The following is a 15,330-nucleotide window of genomic DNA, read 5'->3' as shown; positions in this document are numbered from 1 at the left end:
CATGTTACCCCCCTTTAATTATCTTGGGTGTCTTCATCATTACGGTATTCCAAAATATCTCCGGGTTGACATTCTAAGGCTTTACAAATTGATTCTAAAGTTGAAAATCGAATCGCTTTTGCCTTCCCATTTTTCAATATAGAAAGGTTAGCCATCGTTATTCCAACCTTCTCCGAAAGTTCTGTTACGCTCATTTTCCTTTTAGCCAACATCACATCAATATTGATTATAATCGCCATTGTTTTCACCTCAGACCGTTAGATCATTTTCTGATTTTATATCTATGGCATTTTTTAATAGCTTTTGAAGAAGAGCAGCAAAGACTGCAATCACCAATGAAGCAAAAATAATGATCATTCCGAGTACTATGATACCTGGGGCGTCATCTCGCTCCGCAATGAGATAAAAGAGCGGCATGCCTACCACATACAAAATACTGATTGTGATGGCACAGTATTTTATATTCTTTAAAGCACTTACAGATAAATCTGAAAAAGCTTTGTTCTTGTCAATATAGCTTAAAAGTTTAAAAGCTTGATACAGAGCAAAGTAAAAAGGTATCGCCGCTGCATACAAATCGATTAAAACGAGATAGTTCATATAAGCCATATCTGGATATAATTCTGCTGCAAAATTCGCTATCTCAGGAACCACAAATATGCACAGAGCAAGAATTGGGATTCCAATAAGGATAACAGCTATCCTTAAAAAGAGTGTTGATCCTCGTTTCATAAAAGCACCTCACTTATTGATTATAAATTTGATCTTAACACGTAATTTATCGATTATCAATAAATAATTTTCGATTAAGGTTATGTTTTTATCCTTATGGAATGTACACTTAATTTTAGACAAAAAAAAAGAACATTCCTCATTACACAGAAATGCTCTATAACCTTAAATTATTCAATTTATAACTTGTTCAACTAACCTGCAACGTCAGCTTAAGTACATTTCTTCACAATTCTTTAAATACCTTGCATAAACTGAGAATAATAATTTGAAAAGTAATACATAGTTATCTGCTCTTTAGTTTTCCAGCATAGCAACTCATACTTCCCCTCTTCACGAAATCAATTACTCAGACTTTTTATCCATTTAGACAAAAACCCGAATAGAGGCGCTTCCTTTTTAGAAGTTTCCATTATTCGGGATGTAGTTCAGAAAAGAAGAGGCTTCTCTTTTATTCATAATTTTTCCTGTATTCTGTAGTTGAATGAACTACATTAATGATCATCATGACCCAGGCCACTTCTGAAAGGATAAGCCCTAGGTAGAACATTAACCATGGGAAGGAGAGTACTGCAGGCGCTTCAACGAATAACGCTTGAAAATAGTAAACCCACATGCCTACAAGCAGAATCGTTTGAATAACAGCAAGTGTCACCTTCTTCAAATTCATAAACATAAATGGAGCAACTGTTGCTAATAACAAAAAAATAAGCACCATATCCATTGAAACCACCTCCTTTTTAAAAGTATCCCCCTGAAGCGTATAACTATGATAAAAACGGCACATAAGATCTAACTTATAAACGAAAGCAGCATTTCTTTTAACCTGAGAGTATATTTATCGGGTAGTTCCAAAAAAATATATGTACTCAAAGGTCTGTCCTTTTCTTAAAAGTGTATTACTCAATTGAATTAGCTCAGTAAACACTGATATCTAGGTCTTAAAATCAAGTCTTTACCAGCCAATTATTTTAAAAACCATTTGTGCATTCATATTGTTTTATTGTGTGTGTTTAATCACTTTCTTGTTTCTCTTTTTTGGGCCTATAAGGGTAGCCACCATGCCAACTAATCCAAAAAGTATAAAAGAAGTAACATAGCCCCATATTCCAATAAACAATCCAGCGAGTAATGAACCTATGACTTGTCCCACCGCCAAAAGTAAAAAGGGAACGCCAATACCTAATGATGCATTCGTAATAAATACACGGATTCCCCAGACAAGAAGTACTCCGGTCAAGAATATATAGGAACAACCGAAGAGTCCAGCCGATAAGTACGTCATTACCAAATTTCCAGGTGTAAAAGATAGAATGATCGATGATGAAGCAATCGACAAACTCCCCAATTTATAAGCTAAAGACAAGCCCCCCTTTTCAACTAGAGAACCAGAAAATCCTCCTAGCACACCAAATAGTCCTATAATGACCCAAAATCCAGAAAGCTGCCAATCACTATAATCACCAGCCGCTTCAATAAAAGATCTGGAAAATGTCCAAAAGGCCGCTGTGGAAACTCCCAGGGTTAGAGATGCAAAAATTAAAGGGATCGATCCTTTTACTCCTCGTATAGAGAGGTTTCCTTTTTTAAACATCAAACTCGAAATCGCCCCGTCTTTCGGAATCGCTCTGAAATTCCATATCAATACCAGCAACGTCAAGATAGCATAGATCAAATAGGTCAATCTCCAATTTGGTGTTAATAAAATCGCTCCTACTCCAGAAAGGACAATGCCAAAACTTGTTCCTGAATTGATCCATGTATTCGCCTTCCCTTGTTTATCCTCTTTAATCCAAAGCGATATAGCCGCGCCATAAGGTGGAGATATCAAACCTGTGCTTCCTCCAGCCAATAATACTCCTAACGCAAGCACCCATACATTTGGAGTGATACCTATCAACAGCAATCCAGCAAAGGCTGACAGTCCAGCTGAGATAATCATCCTTCTTGGCCCTTCTTTTGTCGTGATCACAGTGGATAGAATGATCGTGAAGCAATAGGCTAAATAAAACAGCGAAGAAATCATCCCTGATACAAACTCTGACATTTCAAGTGATCCATTCATCGCGGGGAGAAGCAAACCAAAACTAAACCTCGCCAATCCATAGGTGACAGCAACCATCGTAACTCCAGGTAAAACTAATTTTGAAAATTTCATGGTATTCATCCTAACTTTGAATTATATAGAACGACCTTTCTAATTTTCAGGTAAAAAAATTACGATGTATGTTGGACAAGTGTCCTCGCCATCGCAATAGAATGTTCCGTTGCTTTCTCTGCACCAATTAATGTCGTCATGGAAGTGGTTCCTTCAAGCAGCAATGTAAATCGATTAGCTAAATCTCGTTCGTTATCTTTCCCTTTCCTTTGAGCCAATTGCTGAAAATACTTGAGCAATTTGGATTTGTGCCCTCTTGCAATGTTTTCAATCTCATTATCAGTTCCCGCATAATCTTCTATCGCTCTTAAAAACATACATCCTCTGTAGGATTGTTCTTTTAACCAACGACCATGAGCTTCAACAGCAAGAATAAATGGGGAATCTGAATCCATTTCTACATGTGAATCCAAATAAGACCAATAGCTTTCTTCCCGCTGTTTAAGTACTTCTTCAACCAAATTGTCCTTGGAAGAAAAATGATTATAAAGTGTCATCGTTGCTACATTCGCTTCACTGATGATTTGCTTCAATCCCACTCCATGAAATCCGTGCTCATAAAATAACCGTTCAGCTACTTTAAGTAATGTCTCTTTTTTTACAGATCGACTCATGTATCCACTTCTCCTTTCATTACATAGAAATATATAGAACGACCTTTCTACTATTAGAATACCAGTCCCTCAATCTTATCGTCAACCATTTATTCAAATACTTGCGCCAATAATGGCACAAGTATTAAACAGGCTGTTTTCTCACTGAACACTTGATCCGTTCACTTTTGTGGGACAAATCGAACCAGTTCTGAAAACATAGATAAGGTGTAACCCTTTTATTTTAGGTTTAGGCCCTTCATTACAGTAAAAAGATCCGCATTTCAAAAATGCGGATCCTTTTTCTATCTTATAGGAATTTTTCATTAAGCGGTGGTACGATTTGTTTTTTACGAGATACAACACCTTCAAGAACAGCCTGGTTCCCGTCGAATGCTACATCAAATGCTTCGGACACTACGTCGCGTTTCTCCCCTACGGCGACAACCGTTGAGTCATTGGTAAGAATGTCGGTGATGACAAATAGGAACAAGTCAAGATCTTTGTCTTGTACAACGGCTTCGATCGCTGATTCAATCTCGCCTTTACGTGCTAGAACTTCAGCTGTATCGACGGTATTGACTTGAGCAATTTCGACTTTCGCTTCTCCCATGGAAAACTCTTTCGCATCAAGGGAAATCAAGGCGGCAGCTGACTTATCACTAATATCAGCACCTGCTTTAAGCATGTCAAGACCATACTGTTCAGCGTCAACGCCGGCGATTTTGGCTAGCTCTTTTGCGGCTTGTACATCTTGTTCTGTACACGTTGGAGATTTAAACAGCAGCGAGTCAGAAATTATGGATGAAAGCATTAATCCTGCCATTGGCTGACTGATTTGCTGGTTATTTTCTTTATACAGTTTATTCAGGATCGTTGCTGTACAGCCAACGGGTTCTGCGCGGTAATAAAGCGGGCCTTTCGTTTCGAAGTTAGCGATCCGGTGATGGTCAATCACTTCAAGGACTTGTACGTCATCAATGTCTTCAACACTTTGCTGACGCTCGTTATGATCGACTAAGATCACCTGATCCACTTCGTTCGCAACGGTGTCCACTTGACGTGGTGCTTCCACGTTAAATTTCTCTAACGCAAACTGGGTTTCGCTTCCTACTTCACCCAGGCGCACTGGTTCTACATCTAATCCCAGCTTTTTCTTCAAGTCGGCATACACAATTGCCGAACAAATCGTATCTGTATCTGGATTTTTATGACCAAATATTAAGGTTTTACTCAACGTGCCTTCACTCCTTATAAAATGATTATGTAGATAAGCTTCCGTACCGATTATAAAATAAAATGGAGGATACGTCCACGGTTGCAGTAGTTCCGCGGACGATCCTCGCTACTTAGCTCTTTTCACTTTTCTAACATACCAGATGACCACCAGCACAAACACAATCGCCAGAATCACATACACGATATTCGAGTAAATGTCCATATAGCTGACGATGCTGTGCCAGGAATCCCCCACAGAGGCGCCAATTAAAATCAGAACTGTGTTCCAAATCAAGGTACCAAGCGTTGTCAATGCAAGGAACGCCGCAAAATTCATATTAGACATCCCGGCTGGAATGGAAATCAGACTGCGGATGAGCGGGACGAAGCGGCACAAGAACACTGTCCACGGGCCATACTTGTCAAACCAGGCATCCGCTTTATAAATATCTTTCCTCGTCAAACGGAGAACCTTCCCCCATCTGTCAACGATCTTCTCCAGGCGTTCAACATCAAGCAGCAACCCTACTCCATATAAAACGACCGCTCCAAAAACAGATCCAAGCGTTGAACTAATGACTACCCCTACTACTGATAAGGGCGTGTTCGTTGTGACGAAGCCGCCGAATGTTAAGATGACTTCTGATGGGATCGGAGGGAAAATGTTTTCTAAAGCAATTAATACAAAAATTCCTATATATCCGTAATCATTAATAATGGAAAGCAGTAAATCCTCCATAGTGGTGTTGAACCTCCTAAATATTTAATCCGATGTACATGGTTCTCATCCCTCACTGAACACAGCTGAGCTGGCATAACTACATTATCCTTTTCGTAAAATGGAAAAAGGAGGGATGTCTATGTCCATGAAAAACTATGCAGACCTAACCTATCCAGATGATATGATTACCATCATTAGGGATGGTTTACCACCTGCTGGTCCACCTAAAACGGTCGTAATTGCTGGGGCCGGTATGGCGGGACTAGTGTCTGCATCATTACTGAAGCGGGCTGGCCATCGTGTGATTGTGCTTGAGGGAAATGACCGGCCGGGCGGCAAAGTCTTCACATTACGTGAGCCGTTTGCCTGTGATAATTACGTTGAGCTTGGAGCCATGCGTATTCCTAGTACTCACGCACTAGTTTTTGAGTATATTAAGCGATTCAGGCTCCATGTGAATCAATTTAACAATAGTACACCACAGGACTTGATTTATGTAAATGACATTCTGACGACAAGAGAATATTATGAACAACATCCGAACGTTTTACAATTTCCCCTAGAGGAATGGGAAAAAGGTCAAACAGCATCCGAGTTGTTCCTCAATGCCGTACAGCCTTTTCTTGACTTATACAATAGCAGTTCACCACAACGACAAGAAGAATTAAAAAAACAGTTCGCTGACTATTCTATGGGGGACTACTTACGAAATAATCCCTTTGGCCCTTCCCTCTCCCCTGTAGCTATCCAAATGATTATGGTCCTGCTCGGGATTGAAGGATTTCCAGAATTCTCCTTCGTTGATATTCTGACTGATATCATTTATCCGATTTTTAGTGCAGATACCCAATTTTTCGAAATTACCGGCGGCAATGACCAGCTTCCGAAAGCCTTTCTTCCCGAACTGCATCAAGACATTCGATACGGCCATAAAGTAGAACGCATTACACAATCCAGCTCTGGCGTTACCATTGAAACAAGGAATCCGCGGACAAATGAGAGACAGTGTTTTGCAAGTGACTATAGCATAATAGCTATGCCGTTTACAGTCTTTCAATTCATTGATGTCCACCCTTATCAATCGATTTCCTTTAAAAAATGGCAGGCGATCCGATCACTGCCAAGCGTCGCCGCAGTAAAGATTGCGATTGAATTTAAGCATCGGTTCTGGGAACAAATGAATGTAGGTAACGCGATTACCGACTTACCCACCATGTTCTCCTACATTCCCAGTCACAACGAGGGCTGCCCTGGACCAGGGGTGCTGCTTGCAAGTTACAGCTGGGGACAAAACGCTTCGCTATGGACCAGTTTAACAGAATCCGATTTTGTTCATTATGTGCTGAAAGATTTAACAAAAATCTATGGCCCTGTTGTCTATCAGCAATACTTGCAGGCTTACGCTTTTGACTGGGCCCAGAATCCTTATTCAGCAGGATGTTTTACACTGCTGACGCCACATCAACTCATTGCTTTTGGTGATGTCATCAGCACGCCGGAAGGGCGGATCCATTTTGCCGGAGAACACACCTCTTCGTTTCATGGCTGGGTAGAAGGGGCTGTAGAATCAGGCATCCGGGTTGCTTATGAAATCAATGCCCGTGAAAAATAAAGAGTATGACCTCAACAACAAAAAGACGCCCTTTCATTCAAGAGGGCGTCCATCTAGTCAACCAAGGATATTGTAGCCCGAATCCACGTAGACAATTTCACCAGTTACCCCTCTTGATAAAGCACTCATCATCGCCACACTCATATCCCCAACGTCTTCCTGGGTTACGTTCCGTTTTAAGGGAGACGTTTTTTCAATTTGATGAAGAATTTGATTAAAGGAAGGAACGCCTTTGGCTGAGATCGTCCTGATCGCCCCAGCTGAAATGGCATTAACGCGAATCTGGTCTCCGCCGATTTCAGAGGCAAGGTACTTCACGGATGCTTCGAGGGAAGCTTTGGCTACGCCCATCACATTGTATCCGCCGACCACACGTTCAGCACCTAAATAACTCATCGCCAGAATCGAACCGCCTTCGGTCATGAACGGTCTGGCAGCTTTCGTCACAGCGACGAGCGAATAAGCACTCGAGTCCTGTGCCGCCGCAAATCCATCTCTTGATGTATCAATAAAGTTTCCTTTCAAATCCTCAGTAGGCGCTGATGCAACAGAATGGACGAGACCATGGATCACACCCAGTTTCTCGCCTATCTGCTCAAAAGCCTCCGTAATACTCTGGTCATCATTTACATCACAAGCTAGAACAAGTTCGGCGTCTATTTCGCTGTCGTTCAGAAGCTTTTCCAACTTTTTATACGAACGTTCTTTTCTATATGTAAAAGTTAGTTTGGCTCCCGCTTTGTGTAAAGACCTAGCGACACCCCAAGCTATACTTCTTTGATTAGCCACACCCATAACTACGATGTGCTTTCCTTTTAACTGCAATAAATCTTTCATAAAACATCCTCCTTCACGAAACTCCTTCTACATTATAACAGTTCCGTATTCTTCTCCCTACATTTTTTTACGCTTTCGGCGGTTGTAGCCGCTGAATGACCAGTAGGGATCATTCAGCATAGGGGAAAGGTAAGGATCACTTTCTTCGCTGACACTAGGCCTCTCCCCCGCTGTGCCAGGTTATACTCGTCAGACATCGACTCGATATAAGTAAATTTTCCAGGGAGAGGATTTGTTCTGAAAGGACTGCTCAAACTCCAGATCAATCTTTTCATGATTTTGAATCGGGAGTGCAGAGAGAACATAGTCACCGCCCATGTTGTGTAACTGTTCCGTATTGATCTCCAGCTGGTCAATGACTTCATTACTGTTTTTGCTGAAAAAGTAATCTTTCCCAAGCTCAGCTACATACATGTACAATCTTCCGCCCCATGTATCAAAGTAGCTTTCAAGTGTTTTATTCTTTTCTAATTCCGGTGCAATAATTTCTCGGATTTTATGCTTATAAGACAAGGGGTATGTGACATTGTACGTATCCAATGTGTACAGCCCATTGTATTGCGCAATCGTCGGGTGCATGGCCACACTGACCACCCGATAGTCCTCTGGGTCTTTGCCAATATACTGCTTGATTTCCGTGAACAGTTCTTGCGAATAAAACTCTTCGAAAGTAGGCGTCCCGATCCGACTGTATTTCGTTTCTTCATTCAACGGGAAGAGAACCCATAGTTGCAGGACTAACAAACTGAACACGACCCATCTCCCAAATTTCACGTGCCTCCATAAGATCAGTAGTGCCAGCGCAAAGGCTATATACCAAATCATCGGTGACAGGAAATGGATACGGCTGAAATTAAACGTATTAAAGATCATCGACGCATCTTTAATCACCCGCATGCCTTCCCAATACCAGAATGCATACCAGAGGGAGAGAATAAAATTCGCCACCATCGCAAGGGCCAGGTAATCAAAGCGAATTTTTTTAATAAAGGCGACAGTAATAGCCAGCAGAACGGATGGCAAAATCACCTGAAGGTGCACACTCATATCATGGGTGTGAGCGGTTAAAAAATTTTCGCTGAACAGGCTTAGCGTGTCTCCAAAACTATTGTGACCAAGATTAAACTCCTCACGATGGGGAGTAACCCCTTCGGTGAAAAACATCGACACGATCACAAGATAGTTTTTGATCAAGTAAATCGAGCTCATAAGGACAAGAGCGAGAAAAAATGCCCGGTTGACCCGCGTCGTTCGAACCCAGTCTATTACCCACAACAGCCCCATTAAAGCCAGAAAGAATACAAACGACAGGATGAGACTTGAATGAAAGGGAAGAAGCCCAATCACAACCCAAAAAGCAATAGGTGTATGCTTTCCTTGTTCACGGATCTTTAGAAAGGCCCATAAAGCTAAAGGCAGGCCAGCGATCGAGAGGGCTCCTGATGGCCAAAAAGGCAGTATAGCGAAGCAAAGCGCTGCCCCGGCAGCGATCAGGTTCGACTTTTGCCGCGATCTAAAGAAGTAACGCAGTAATCCATACATCCCGATAAAAGCGACAAACCGCATCATCGTTTGATTAATCGTATAAGCGGTAAACGGCTCAAACCAGACGTAAAGCCAAACCATCAACTCAAGACTTGATGATAAAGCACTGCGAGGCAGACCGTTAATCGTATAAGGCAGCGTAGTGCCAGGCGGGGCGAAAATCTGTCCGCTCTCCGCCAGAATTTTATACCAGACAATATTTGAATCCAGATTATCATGAACTCGAATATGCGTATCTTCACCAAGGATGAAATAAGGCAGCAAATAGGCAATAATAAGTAAACAGGCTAATACGGCCCATTTATGAATGGAAATAATTCTCGATATGGTGGACAACATGTTCGACGACCTCTTTCTCCATGCCAAAATATAAAGGTAATCGCAGCAGTCTATCGCCTTCTCTTGTCGTATACGTATCTTCCCCTGCCAGCCTGCCGTACACGTTTCCAGCTTTAGAAGAGTGCAATGGTTCATAATGAGGAACCGCCATCACGCCATGCTCAAGCAAGTAAGCGATCAACGAAGCCCGTTCTGACTCGTTCCGTACTTTCAGGTAGAACATGTGGGCGTTATGCTCGCCATCCAATGGGACAGGCTGGGTCTCCAACACGTCTCGCCTGACTAGCGGCTCAAGGCTATGCTTATAAATTTGCCAGGTTTCCATTCGATCTTGCAAAATAGCCCCCGCTTCCTCAAGCTGGGCGTAAAGATAGGCTGCATTCAGTTCACTAAGCAAAAAGGAAGAACCGATATCCTGCCACGTGTACTTATCGACCTGTCCCCGCTTGAACTGGGAGCGGTTCGTTCCTTTTTCCTGAAGAATCTCAGCCCGTTCAATAAAAGTCGGATCATTAATAAGTAAGGCTCCGCCTTCTCCGCACGTATAATTTTTCGTTTCATGAAAGCTCAGCGTGCCAAAGTGTCCGAACGTGCCAAGCGGCTGGCCTTTGTACGTGCTCATCAGTGCCTGAGCTGCATCTTCTATGACATACAACTGATGTCGGTCAGCGATGTCCATGATTGGCTCCATTTTGCAAGGCGCTCCGGCATAATGAACGACGACGATCGCTTTCGTTCGATCCGTCACCGCCTGTTTGATTAACTCTGGATTGATATTCATCGTTACTGGATCAACATCTACAAACGTAATACGTGCTCCACGCAGTACGAAGGCATTAGCCGTTGAGACAAAAGTGTACGAAGGCATGATCACCTCGTCACCTTCTTGGATGTGAAGTAAGATGGCAGCCATCTCAAGGGAAGCCGTACAGGACGGTGTTAAGAGAACTTTCGGGCAGTCCAGCTGCTGTTCCAGCCAGCTTTTACATAAATCCCCGAATGGTCCATTCCCTGACAATTTATGGTTTTGTTCAATTGCTTCTTGTATATAATCTTTCTCTTTGCCTATCACACATGGTTTATTAAACGGAATCACAGCTTATCACCTCACACTGATTGGCTCGTTATAATAATGCCGGCTACGATGAATCCAAGCCCAACTACTTTATATAATGTAACGGGCTCCTGAAACAAAAACACAGATAAAATGAATACGAGCACAAAAGAAAGACTCATAAACGGATAAGCATAACTAATATCAAATTTAGTCATCGCCCCCATCCAAAAGATCGAGGCAATAAACGCAGACAGAAACCCTGATAAAATCAAAGGGTCTATTAATAACTGAAGTAAAAAAATGATTTTATCCTTCACGTCTGCAGGAAGGCTTCCGTATTTCTCAATTCTCCACTTCAGCATAAGCTGGCCATAAACAGTAAACAGGATCGTTCCAAAAATATATAAATAGCCCATCTTAGTCTGTCAAAGGCTTTCCATTCAGTTTATGATAAACATCGACCGCCCCTTTTAACTTAAACCCAATCGAACTAAATAGATTTAAAGATACCATATTAATAGCGGATACAGACGTAAATAATTCCTTATAGCCGAGTGACAACAGCTTTAAACAGGCTTGACTTGTAAACGGTTTGGCCAGCCCGCGGCTGGTGAAAGTCTGATCCATCCCTAATAGCAGCACCTTGTTTCCGTCAAAGCCAAAAAAGCCTGCAATCTCATCTTGATAGTACAGGTAATACACTTGCTTCTGATCAATAAGGTCCTCAAGCCAGCGAGCATACCTCAGATCAGCCAGGGGATTGGGGACTTGAAAATCTCGATGAAAGCGCCCATGCACAAAGGCCTGCCCAGCAATGTCCAGAATCGTCTGCTTATCACCCGACGACGAAATCGCAATGCCCTCTTTTTCAAATAAATGCAGCTGATCCCGTTTACATACTGGTGTAATCAGGGTATCTGTGTAATAGAATCCATACTTGTTCAGCCGTTCTTTATCAAGCAAGGGGTCTACTTTTACCGTAAAATGTCCCTCGGTCTCGTTCGTCTGCTGCAGTGCCTCTGGCTCCGCAGAAGTCAGTTCATACGTAGGAATCTTCAGCGTTCTTTGGTCCCATGGTGTGTTCTTCAAATAGTGCGTCATCCTATCACCTCATCCCGTTCCTGATCATTGGTTACATCTCTGATTATATATAGCGGCCGCCCTTTGGTTTCGTTAAACACCTTGCCAAGGTACAGACCTAGTACGCCAAAGTTAAAGAAAATTAATCCTCCGATAAAATAGAGGGACACCATCACACTGGTCCATCCTGGGATGGGCTGAGCTAAAAAAAAGTATTTAAAGATTAGATACATTCCGTATAAAAAGGATCCCAGCGAGATTAGAAACCCAAACTGGATCGACAATCTCAGCGGTTTATTCGATTGCGAAATAATCACATCGGTAGCCAAGGTTACCATCTTCTTTAAGTTATACGAAGATTTCCCTTCAGACCGCTTGCTATGTTCGACAGGGATGCTCGTCGTTTTAAACCCCATCCATTTAATAAACAGCGGGAAGAATCGATTCTGCTCCCGCATTTTCCGGTAACTATCAATCACATTTCGTGAACAAATGCTAAAGTTAGCAATCGTATAGTCAGAGGAGCGGTCTGTCAGATAATCATAGACTTTATAAAAAAGTTTAGAAGATAAGCGTTTGAAGAAACCGTCTTGACGGACCACCCTTGTCGCAAACACCACTTCATAGCCTTCTAGCGCCTTGTTATACAATTTCTCGATTTCTTCCGGCTGGTCCTGCAAATCGCAGTCCATTACGACAACGTAATCTCCCCGCGTAAGGTCAAGACCAGCCGTAATGGCTCGGTGCTGGCCAAAATTCCTCGACAAATCAAACCCTCTTATATGTGGGTTTTCTTCACTAAGCTGTTGTATCGTTCCCCAGGACTGATCTGGACTGGCATCATTAATAAGCAGGATTTCATAGTTCATAGACATATGGGCCATCGTTTGCTGGATTCGGCTGCACAGTTCGTGCATACATCCTTGACACCCATATATAGGAACGACAACTGAGATCATTGCAAGACTTCCTCCCATTTGGTTACATACCACTCGACTGTGTTTTTCAAGCCATCGATATAGCTGACCTGAGGAGACCAGCCCAGCTGACGGCGAATTTTAGTGTCATCGACGGCATACCTCTTGTCATGGCCCGGACGATCCTCTACAAAGGTGATCAGCTCCCGAAAGCTCCGCAGAGTTTTTTCCGTTAAAAGATGTGGTTTAACTCTGTCTAACTGGTCACAAATATAGTGAGTCAGCTCAAGATTCGTACGTTCATTCCCACCGCCGACATTATAACTCTCCCCAGCTTCGCCATGATGAAAAATGTGGTCAATCGCCTGGCAGTGATCGCCCACATACAACCAATCCCTGATATTCATGCCATCCCCATAAATGGGAATCGGCTCAAGTGCGAGTGCCTTGCGAATAATCGTCGGGATCAACTTTTCATCATGCTGCCGCGGTCCATAATTATTCGAACTGCTTGAGAGCACCACATTCATGCCGTATGTCGTGTAATAACTTTTTACGAGCATGTTGGCCGCTGCTTTCGTGGCACTATACGGGTTACGGGGATTGTAAGGGGTCTGCTCAGTGAATTTCCCCTCTGCTTCCAATGATCCATACACTTCATCGGTCGAAATGTGATGGAATCGCCGCTCTTTCAGCACCTCTTTTGCTCCCCAATCCTTACGAGCAGCTTCCAACAACACTCCTGTTCCCAGCACATTTGTCAAAATAAATGGATTGGAGTTCAAGATCGACTTATCAACATGAGATTCAGCCGCAAAGTGGATGATTCCTTCGATATCAAAATCCCTGAATAACTTGCTTACGACCGCTTCATCTGCCACATCACCTTGAACAAAATGATAACGGTCCGACTCGTTCACAGCTGAAAGATTGTCTACGTTTCCAGCATAGGTGAGCTTGTCCAGGTTAACGAGCTCCCGATCCGGATATTTTTTCAAAAAGGATGTGACATAGTTAGAGCCGATAAATCCTGCTCCCCCTGTCACTAAAAGTGCTTTGCTCTTACTCATTCTCTATCAGTCCTAACACCGGATTCTGGTCAATTTGGTCCCAATACTGCTGAACATGTTTGCGATTGGCAATCTCCATCAAGTATTGGCCATACTCATTCTTTTTCATGGACTCGCCTGTGGCATACAAACGTTCCTTCGAAATGTAACCCATATAGTAGGCAATTTCTTCGATGCAAGCGACCTTAAACCCTTGCCGCTTTTCAATATTTTTAATAAACTCCGAAGACTCAAATAACGATTCATGAGTCCCTGCATCGAGCCAGGCAAATCCTCTTCCAAGTAACTCGACATCGAGCTGACCTTTTTCTAAATATTTTTTATTCACATCAGTAATTTCAAGCTCGCCTCGAGCAGAGAAATTAAGCTTTTTGGCCATCTTGATCACCTGATTATCGTACACATACAACCCGGTGACCGCGAAATCGGACTTCGGATCGTCAGGTTTCTCTTCAAGGGAGACTACCTTCTGATGATCATCGAATTCCACCACTCCAAACCGCCCGGGATCCTTGACGCGATAGCCGAAAACGGTTGCCCCTTTATGGTTGCGGACAGCTTTTCTCAAAATGTTTGTCAAACCCTGACCATAGAAAATGTTGTCCCCTAAAATCAGCGTAACATCATCATTTCCGATAAAATCTTCCCCAACGATAAAGGCTTCAGGGATCCCGTTCGGCTCTTCCTGAGCTTTATACTCAATCGAGATGCCAAGCGCTGAACCGTCGCCCAACAGCTTCTCAAAACGCGGAACATCCTCTGGAGTGCTGATAATCAGAAACTCCTTGATGCCGGCTAACATTAAATTCGATAACGGATAATACACCATCGGCTTGTCGTATACCGATAACAAATGTTTATTAATACAGTTTGTACTCGGGGACAGCCTCGTTCCGCTTCCTCCAGCTAAAATGATCCCTTTCATTACAACCACCGTCCTTTAAAAAGTGATGGAAAAAAAACTACATGGAAATGATTTACTACTATTCTATTTCACTAGGACTAAAAATTAAACTTAAGATTTCATTACGAATTCATGACTGAATATTTCGATGAAATTACGTTTCAGCAAAAGAGAATGAAAAACGTTTTACTGTTTTTTAAAAAAGGAAGTATACATTTAAGAGTAAATAAATACTCTAAAGATATGTGTCTAGATCAGCGGTTAAACTCTCGACATAAATTCGACATAAAAATTATCTTGATATCGAGTGAAAAGCACGATATAATCAGAATGGAAATAAAAAATCCAAGGTGTTGGGGCACCTTGGATCAAGTCAGAATGAGTTCGAAACAAGTTTTATTGCTTTCTGTGGATTATAACCGCTATCAGCATTCCAAAGCTCAACATGAGGCTTATCGCTTCAAACGGACTCACAGTTATCACCTCCCTCGAGAGGATGAACTCATTCTGAGAATAGGACTTGCGATTTGAGTATATCACAAGAATA

At 42.3% G+C, this 15,330-nt stretch carries 17 protein-coding genes; 1 reads left to right on the top strand and 16 read right to left on the bottom strand.

Annotated features, from left to right (window positions below):
- Positions 1-14: 14 nt before the first annotated feature.
- From P9989_RS08800 to P9989_RS08770, 7 genes are all read right to left on the bottom strand, one after another.
- Positions 15-239 (bottom strand): helix-turn-helix domain-containing protein, encoded by a 225-nt coding sequence (locus P9989_RS08800; protein ID WP_283078870.1) that lies wholly within the window; start codon positions 237-239, stop codon positions 15-17.
- 10 nt (positions 240-249) lie between these two features.
- Entirely contained in the window at positions 250-732 is a 483-nt protein-coding gene (locus tag P9989_RS08795) for a DUF2975 domain-containing protein (protein WP_283078397.1), read from the bottom strand.
- Positions 733-1,183: 451 nt separating this feature from the next.
- Positions 1,184-1,456, bottom strand: a complete 273-nt coding sequence (locus tag P9989_RS08790; protein ID WP_283078396.1) for a spore morphogenesis/germination protein YwcE — start codon at positions 1,454-1,456, stop codon at positions 1,184-1,186.
- Positions 1,457-1,732: 276 nt separating this feature from the next.
- Entirely contained in the window at positions 1,733-2,890 is a 1,158-nt protein-coding gene (locus tag P9989_RS08785; RefSeq protein WP_283078395.1) for an MFS transporter, read from the bottom strand.
- Positions 2,891-2,949: 59 nt separating this feature from the next.
- Positions 2,950-3,504, bottom strand: coding sequence for a TetR/AcrR family transcriptional regulator (locus P9989_RS08780; RefSeq protein WP_283078394.1), 555 nt, complete (start codon positions 3,502-3,504; stop codon positions 2,950-2,952).
- Between the two features lie 289 nt (positions 3,505-3,793).
- Positions 3,794-4,720 (bottom strand): manganese-dependent inorganic pyrophosphatase, encoded by a 927-nt coding sequence (locus P9989_RS08775; RefSeq protein WP_283078393.1) that lies wholly within the window; start codon positions 4,718-4,720, stop codon positions 3,794-3,796.
- A 108-nt stretch (positions 4,721-4,828) separates the two neighbouring features.
- A complete protein-coding gene (locus P9989_RS08770) occupies positions 4,829-5,440 on the bottom strand; it encodes a DedA family protein (protein ID WP_283078392.1) in 612 nt (203 codons plus the stop codon).
- A 121-nt stretch (positions 5,441-5,561) separates the two neighbouring features.
- Between P9989_RS08770 and P9989_RS08765 the strand changes: the two genes are divergently transcribed.
- The gene (locus tag P9989_RS08765; protein ID WP_283078391.1) at positions 5,562-7,034 is read left to right on the top strand and encodes a flavin monoamine oxidase family protein; all 1,473 of its coding nucleotides are present in this window, start codon (positions 5,562-5,564) and stop codon (positions 7,032-7,034) included.
- Positions 7,035-7,091: 57 nt separating this feature from the next.
- On the opposite strand, the gene fabI is transcribed toward P9989_RS08765, so the two are convergent.
- From fabI to P9989_RS21670, 9 genes are all read right to left on the bottom strand, one after another.
- Positions 7,092-7,871 (bottom strand): enoyl-ACP reductase FabI, encoded by a 780-nt coding sequence (gene fabI / locus P9989_RS08760; protein ID WP_283078390.1) that lies wholly within the window; start codon positions 7,869-7,871, stop codon positions 7,092-7,094.
- A gap of 189 nt (positions 7,872-8,060) precedes the next feature.
- On the bottom strand, positions 8,061-9,755 hold the full coding sequence (locus P9989_RS08755; RefSeq protein ID WP_283078389.1) for a DUF6044 family protein: 1,695 nt from the start codon (positions 9,753-9,755) through the stop codon (positions 8,061-8,063).
- A complete protein-coding gene (rffA, locus tag P9989_RS08750) occupies positions 9,718-10,851 on the bottom strand; it encodes a dTDP-4-amino-4,6-dideoxygalactose transaminase (RefSeq protein ID WP_283078388.1) in 1,134 nt (377 codons plus the stop codon). The genes P9989_RS08755 and rffA overlap by 38 nt, the downstream gene beginning before the upstream one ends.
- An 11-nt stretch (positions 10,852-10,862) precedes the next feature.
- Positions 10,863-11,228, bottom strand: coding sequence for an EamA family transporter (locus tag P9989_RS08745; protein WP_283078387.1), 366 nt, complete (start codon positions 11,226-11,228; stop codon positions 10,863-10,865).
- Between the two features lies 1 nt (position 11,229).
- Positions 11,230-11,913, bottom strand: a complete 684-nt coding sequence (locus P9989_RS08740; RefSeq protein ID WP_283078386.1) for a GNAT family protein — start codon at positions 11,911-11,913, stop codon at positions 11,230-11,232.
- Complete coding sequence (locus P9989_RS08735; RefSeq protein WP_283078385.1) at positions 11,910-12,851, bottom strand: glycosyltransferase family 2 protein; 942 nt, start codon at positions 12,849-12,851, stop codon at positions 11,910-11,912. The genes P9989_RS08740 and P9989_RS08735 overlap by 4 nt, the downstream gene beginning before the upstream one ends.
- Complete coding sequence (gene rfbB, locus P9989_RS08730; protein WP_283078384.1) at positions 12,848-13,879, bottom strand: dTDP-glucose 4,6-dehydratase; 1,032 nt, start codon at positions 13,877-13,879, stop codon at positions 12,848-12,850. The genes P9989_RS08735 and rfbB overlap by 4 nt, the downstream gene beginning before the upstream one ends.
- A complete protein-coding gene (gene rfbA / locus P9989_RS08725; RefSeq protein WP_283078383.1) occupies positions 13,872-14,804 on the bottom strand; it encodes a glucose-1-phosphate thymidylyltransferase RfbA in 933 nt (310 codons plus the stop codon). Before rfbA ends, rfbB begins: the two co-directional genes overlap by 8 nt.
- A 375-nt stretch (positions 14,805-15,179) precedes the next feature.
- On the bottom strand, positions 15,180-15,230 hold the full coding sequence (locus P9989_RS21670; RefSeq protein WP_390306159.1) for a hypothetical protein: 51 nt from the start codon (positions 15,228-15,230) through the stop codon (positions 15,180-15,182).
- Positions 15,231-15,330: the final 100 nt, after the last annotated feature.

This window comes from Halobacillus naozhouensis (genome assembly GCF_029714185.1).
Classification (GTDB): domain Bacteria; phylum Bacillota; class Bacilli; order Bacillales; family Halobacillaceae; genus Halobacillus_A; species Halobacillus_A naozhouensis.
Note: the sequence above shows the minus strand (reverse complement) of the source record. Positions and strands in the feature narration are given on the sequence as shown.

Coding starts and splice junctions, on each gene's coding strand:
- P9989_RS08800 (WP_283078870.1), bottom strand. CDS start 239: ATGGCGATTATAATCAATATTGATGTGATGTTGGCTAAAAGGAAAATG.
- P9989_RS08795 (WP_283078397.1), bottom strand. CDS start 732: ATGAAACGAGGATCAACACTCTTTTTAAGGATAGCTGTTATCCTTATT.
- P9989_RS08790 (WP_283078396.1), bottom strand. CDS start 1,456: ATGGATATGGTGCTTATTTTTTTGTTATTAGCAACAGTTGCTCCATTT.
- P9989_RS08785 (WP_283078395.1), bottom strand. CDS start 2,890: ATGAAATTTTCAAAATTAGTTTTACCTGGAGTTACGATGGTTGCTGTC.
- P9989_RS08780 (WP_283078394.1), bottom strand. CDS start 3,504: ATGAGTCGATCTGTAAAAAAAGAGACATTACTTAAAGTAGCTGAACGG.
- P9989_RS08770 (WP_283078392.1), bottom strand. CDS start 5,440: ATGGAGGATTTACTGCTTTCCATTATTAATGATTACGGATATATAGGA.
- P9989_RS08765 (WP_283078391.1), top strand. CDS start 5,562: ATGTCCATGAAAAACTATGCAGACCTAACCTATCCAGATGATATGATT.
- fabI (WP_283078390.1), bottom strand. CDS start 7,871: ATGAAAGATTTATTGCAGTTAAAAGGAAAGCACATCGTAGTTATGGGT.
- P9989_RS08755 (WP_283078389.1), bottom strand. CDS start 9,755: ATGTTGTCCACCATATCGAGAATTATTTCCATTCATAAATGGGCCGTA.
- P9989_RS08745 (WP_283078387.1), bottom strand. CDS start 11,228: ATGGGCTATTTATATATTTTTGGAACGATCCTGTTTACTGTTTATGGC.
- P9989_RS08740 (WP_283078386.1), bottom strand. CDS start 11,913: ATGACGCACTATTTGAAGAACACACCATGGGACCAAAGAACGCTGAAG.
- P9989_RS08735 (WP_283078385.1), bottom strand. CDS start 12,851: ATGATCTCAGTTGTCGTTCCTATATATGGGTGTCAAGGATGTATGCAC.
- rfbB (WP_283078384.1), bottom strand. CDS start 13,879: ATGAGTAAGAGCAAAGCACTTTTAGTGACAGGGGGAGCAGGATTTATC.
- rfbA (WP_283078383.1), bottom strand. CDS start 14,804: ATGAAAGGGATCATTTTAGCTGGAGGAAGCGGAACGAGGCTGTCCCCG.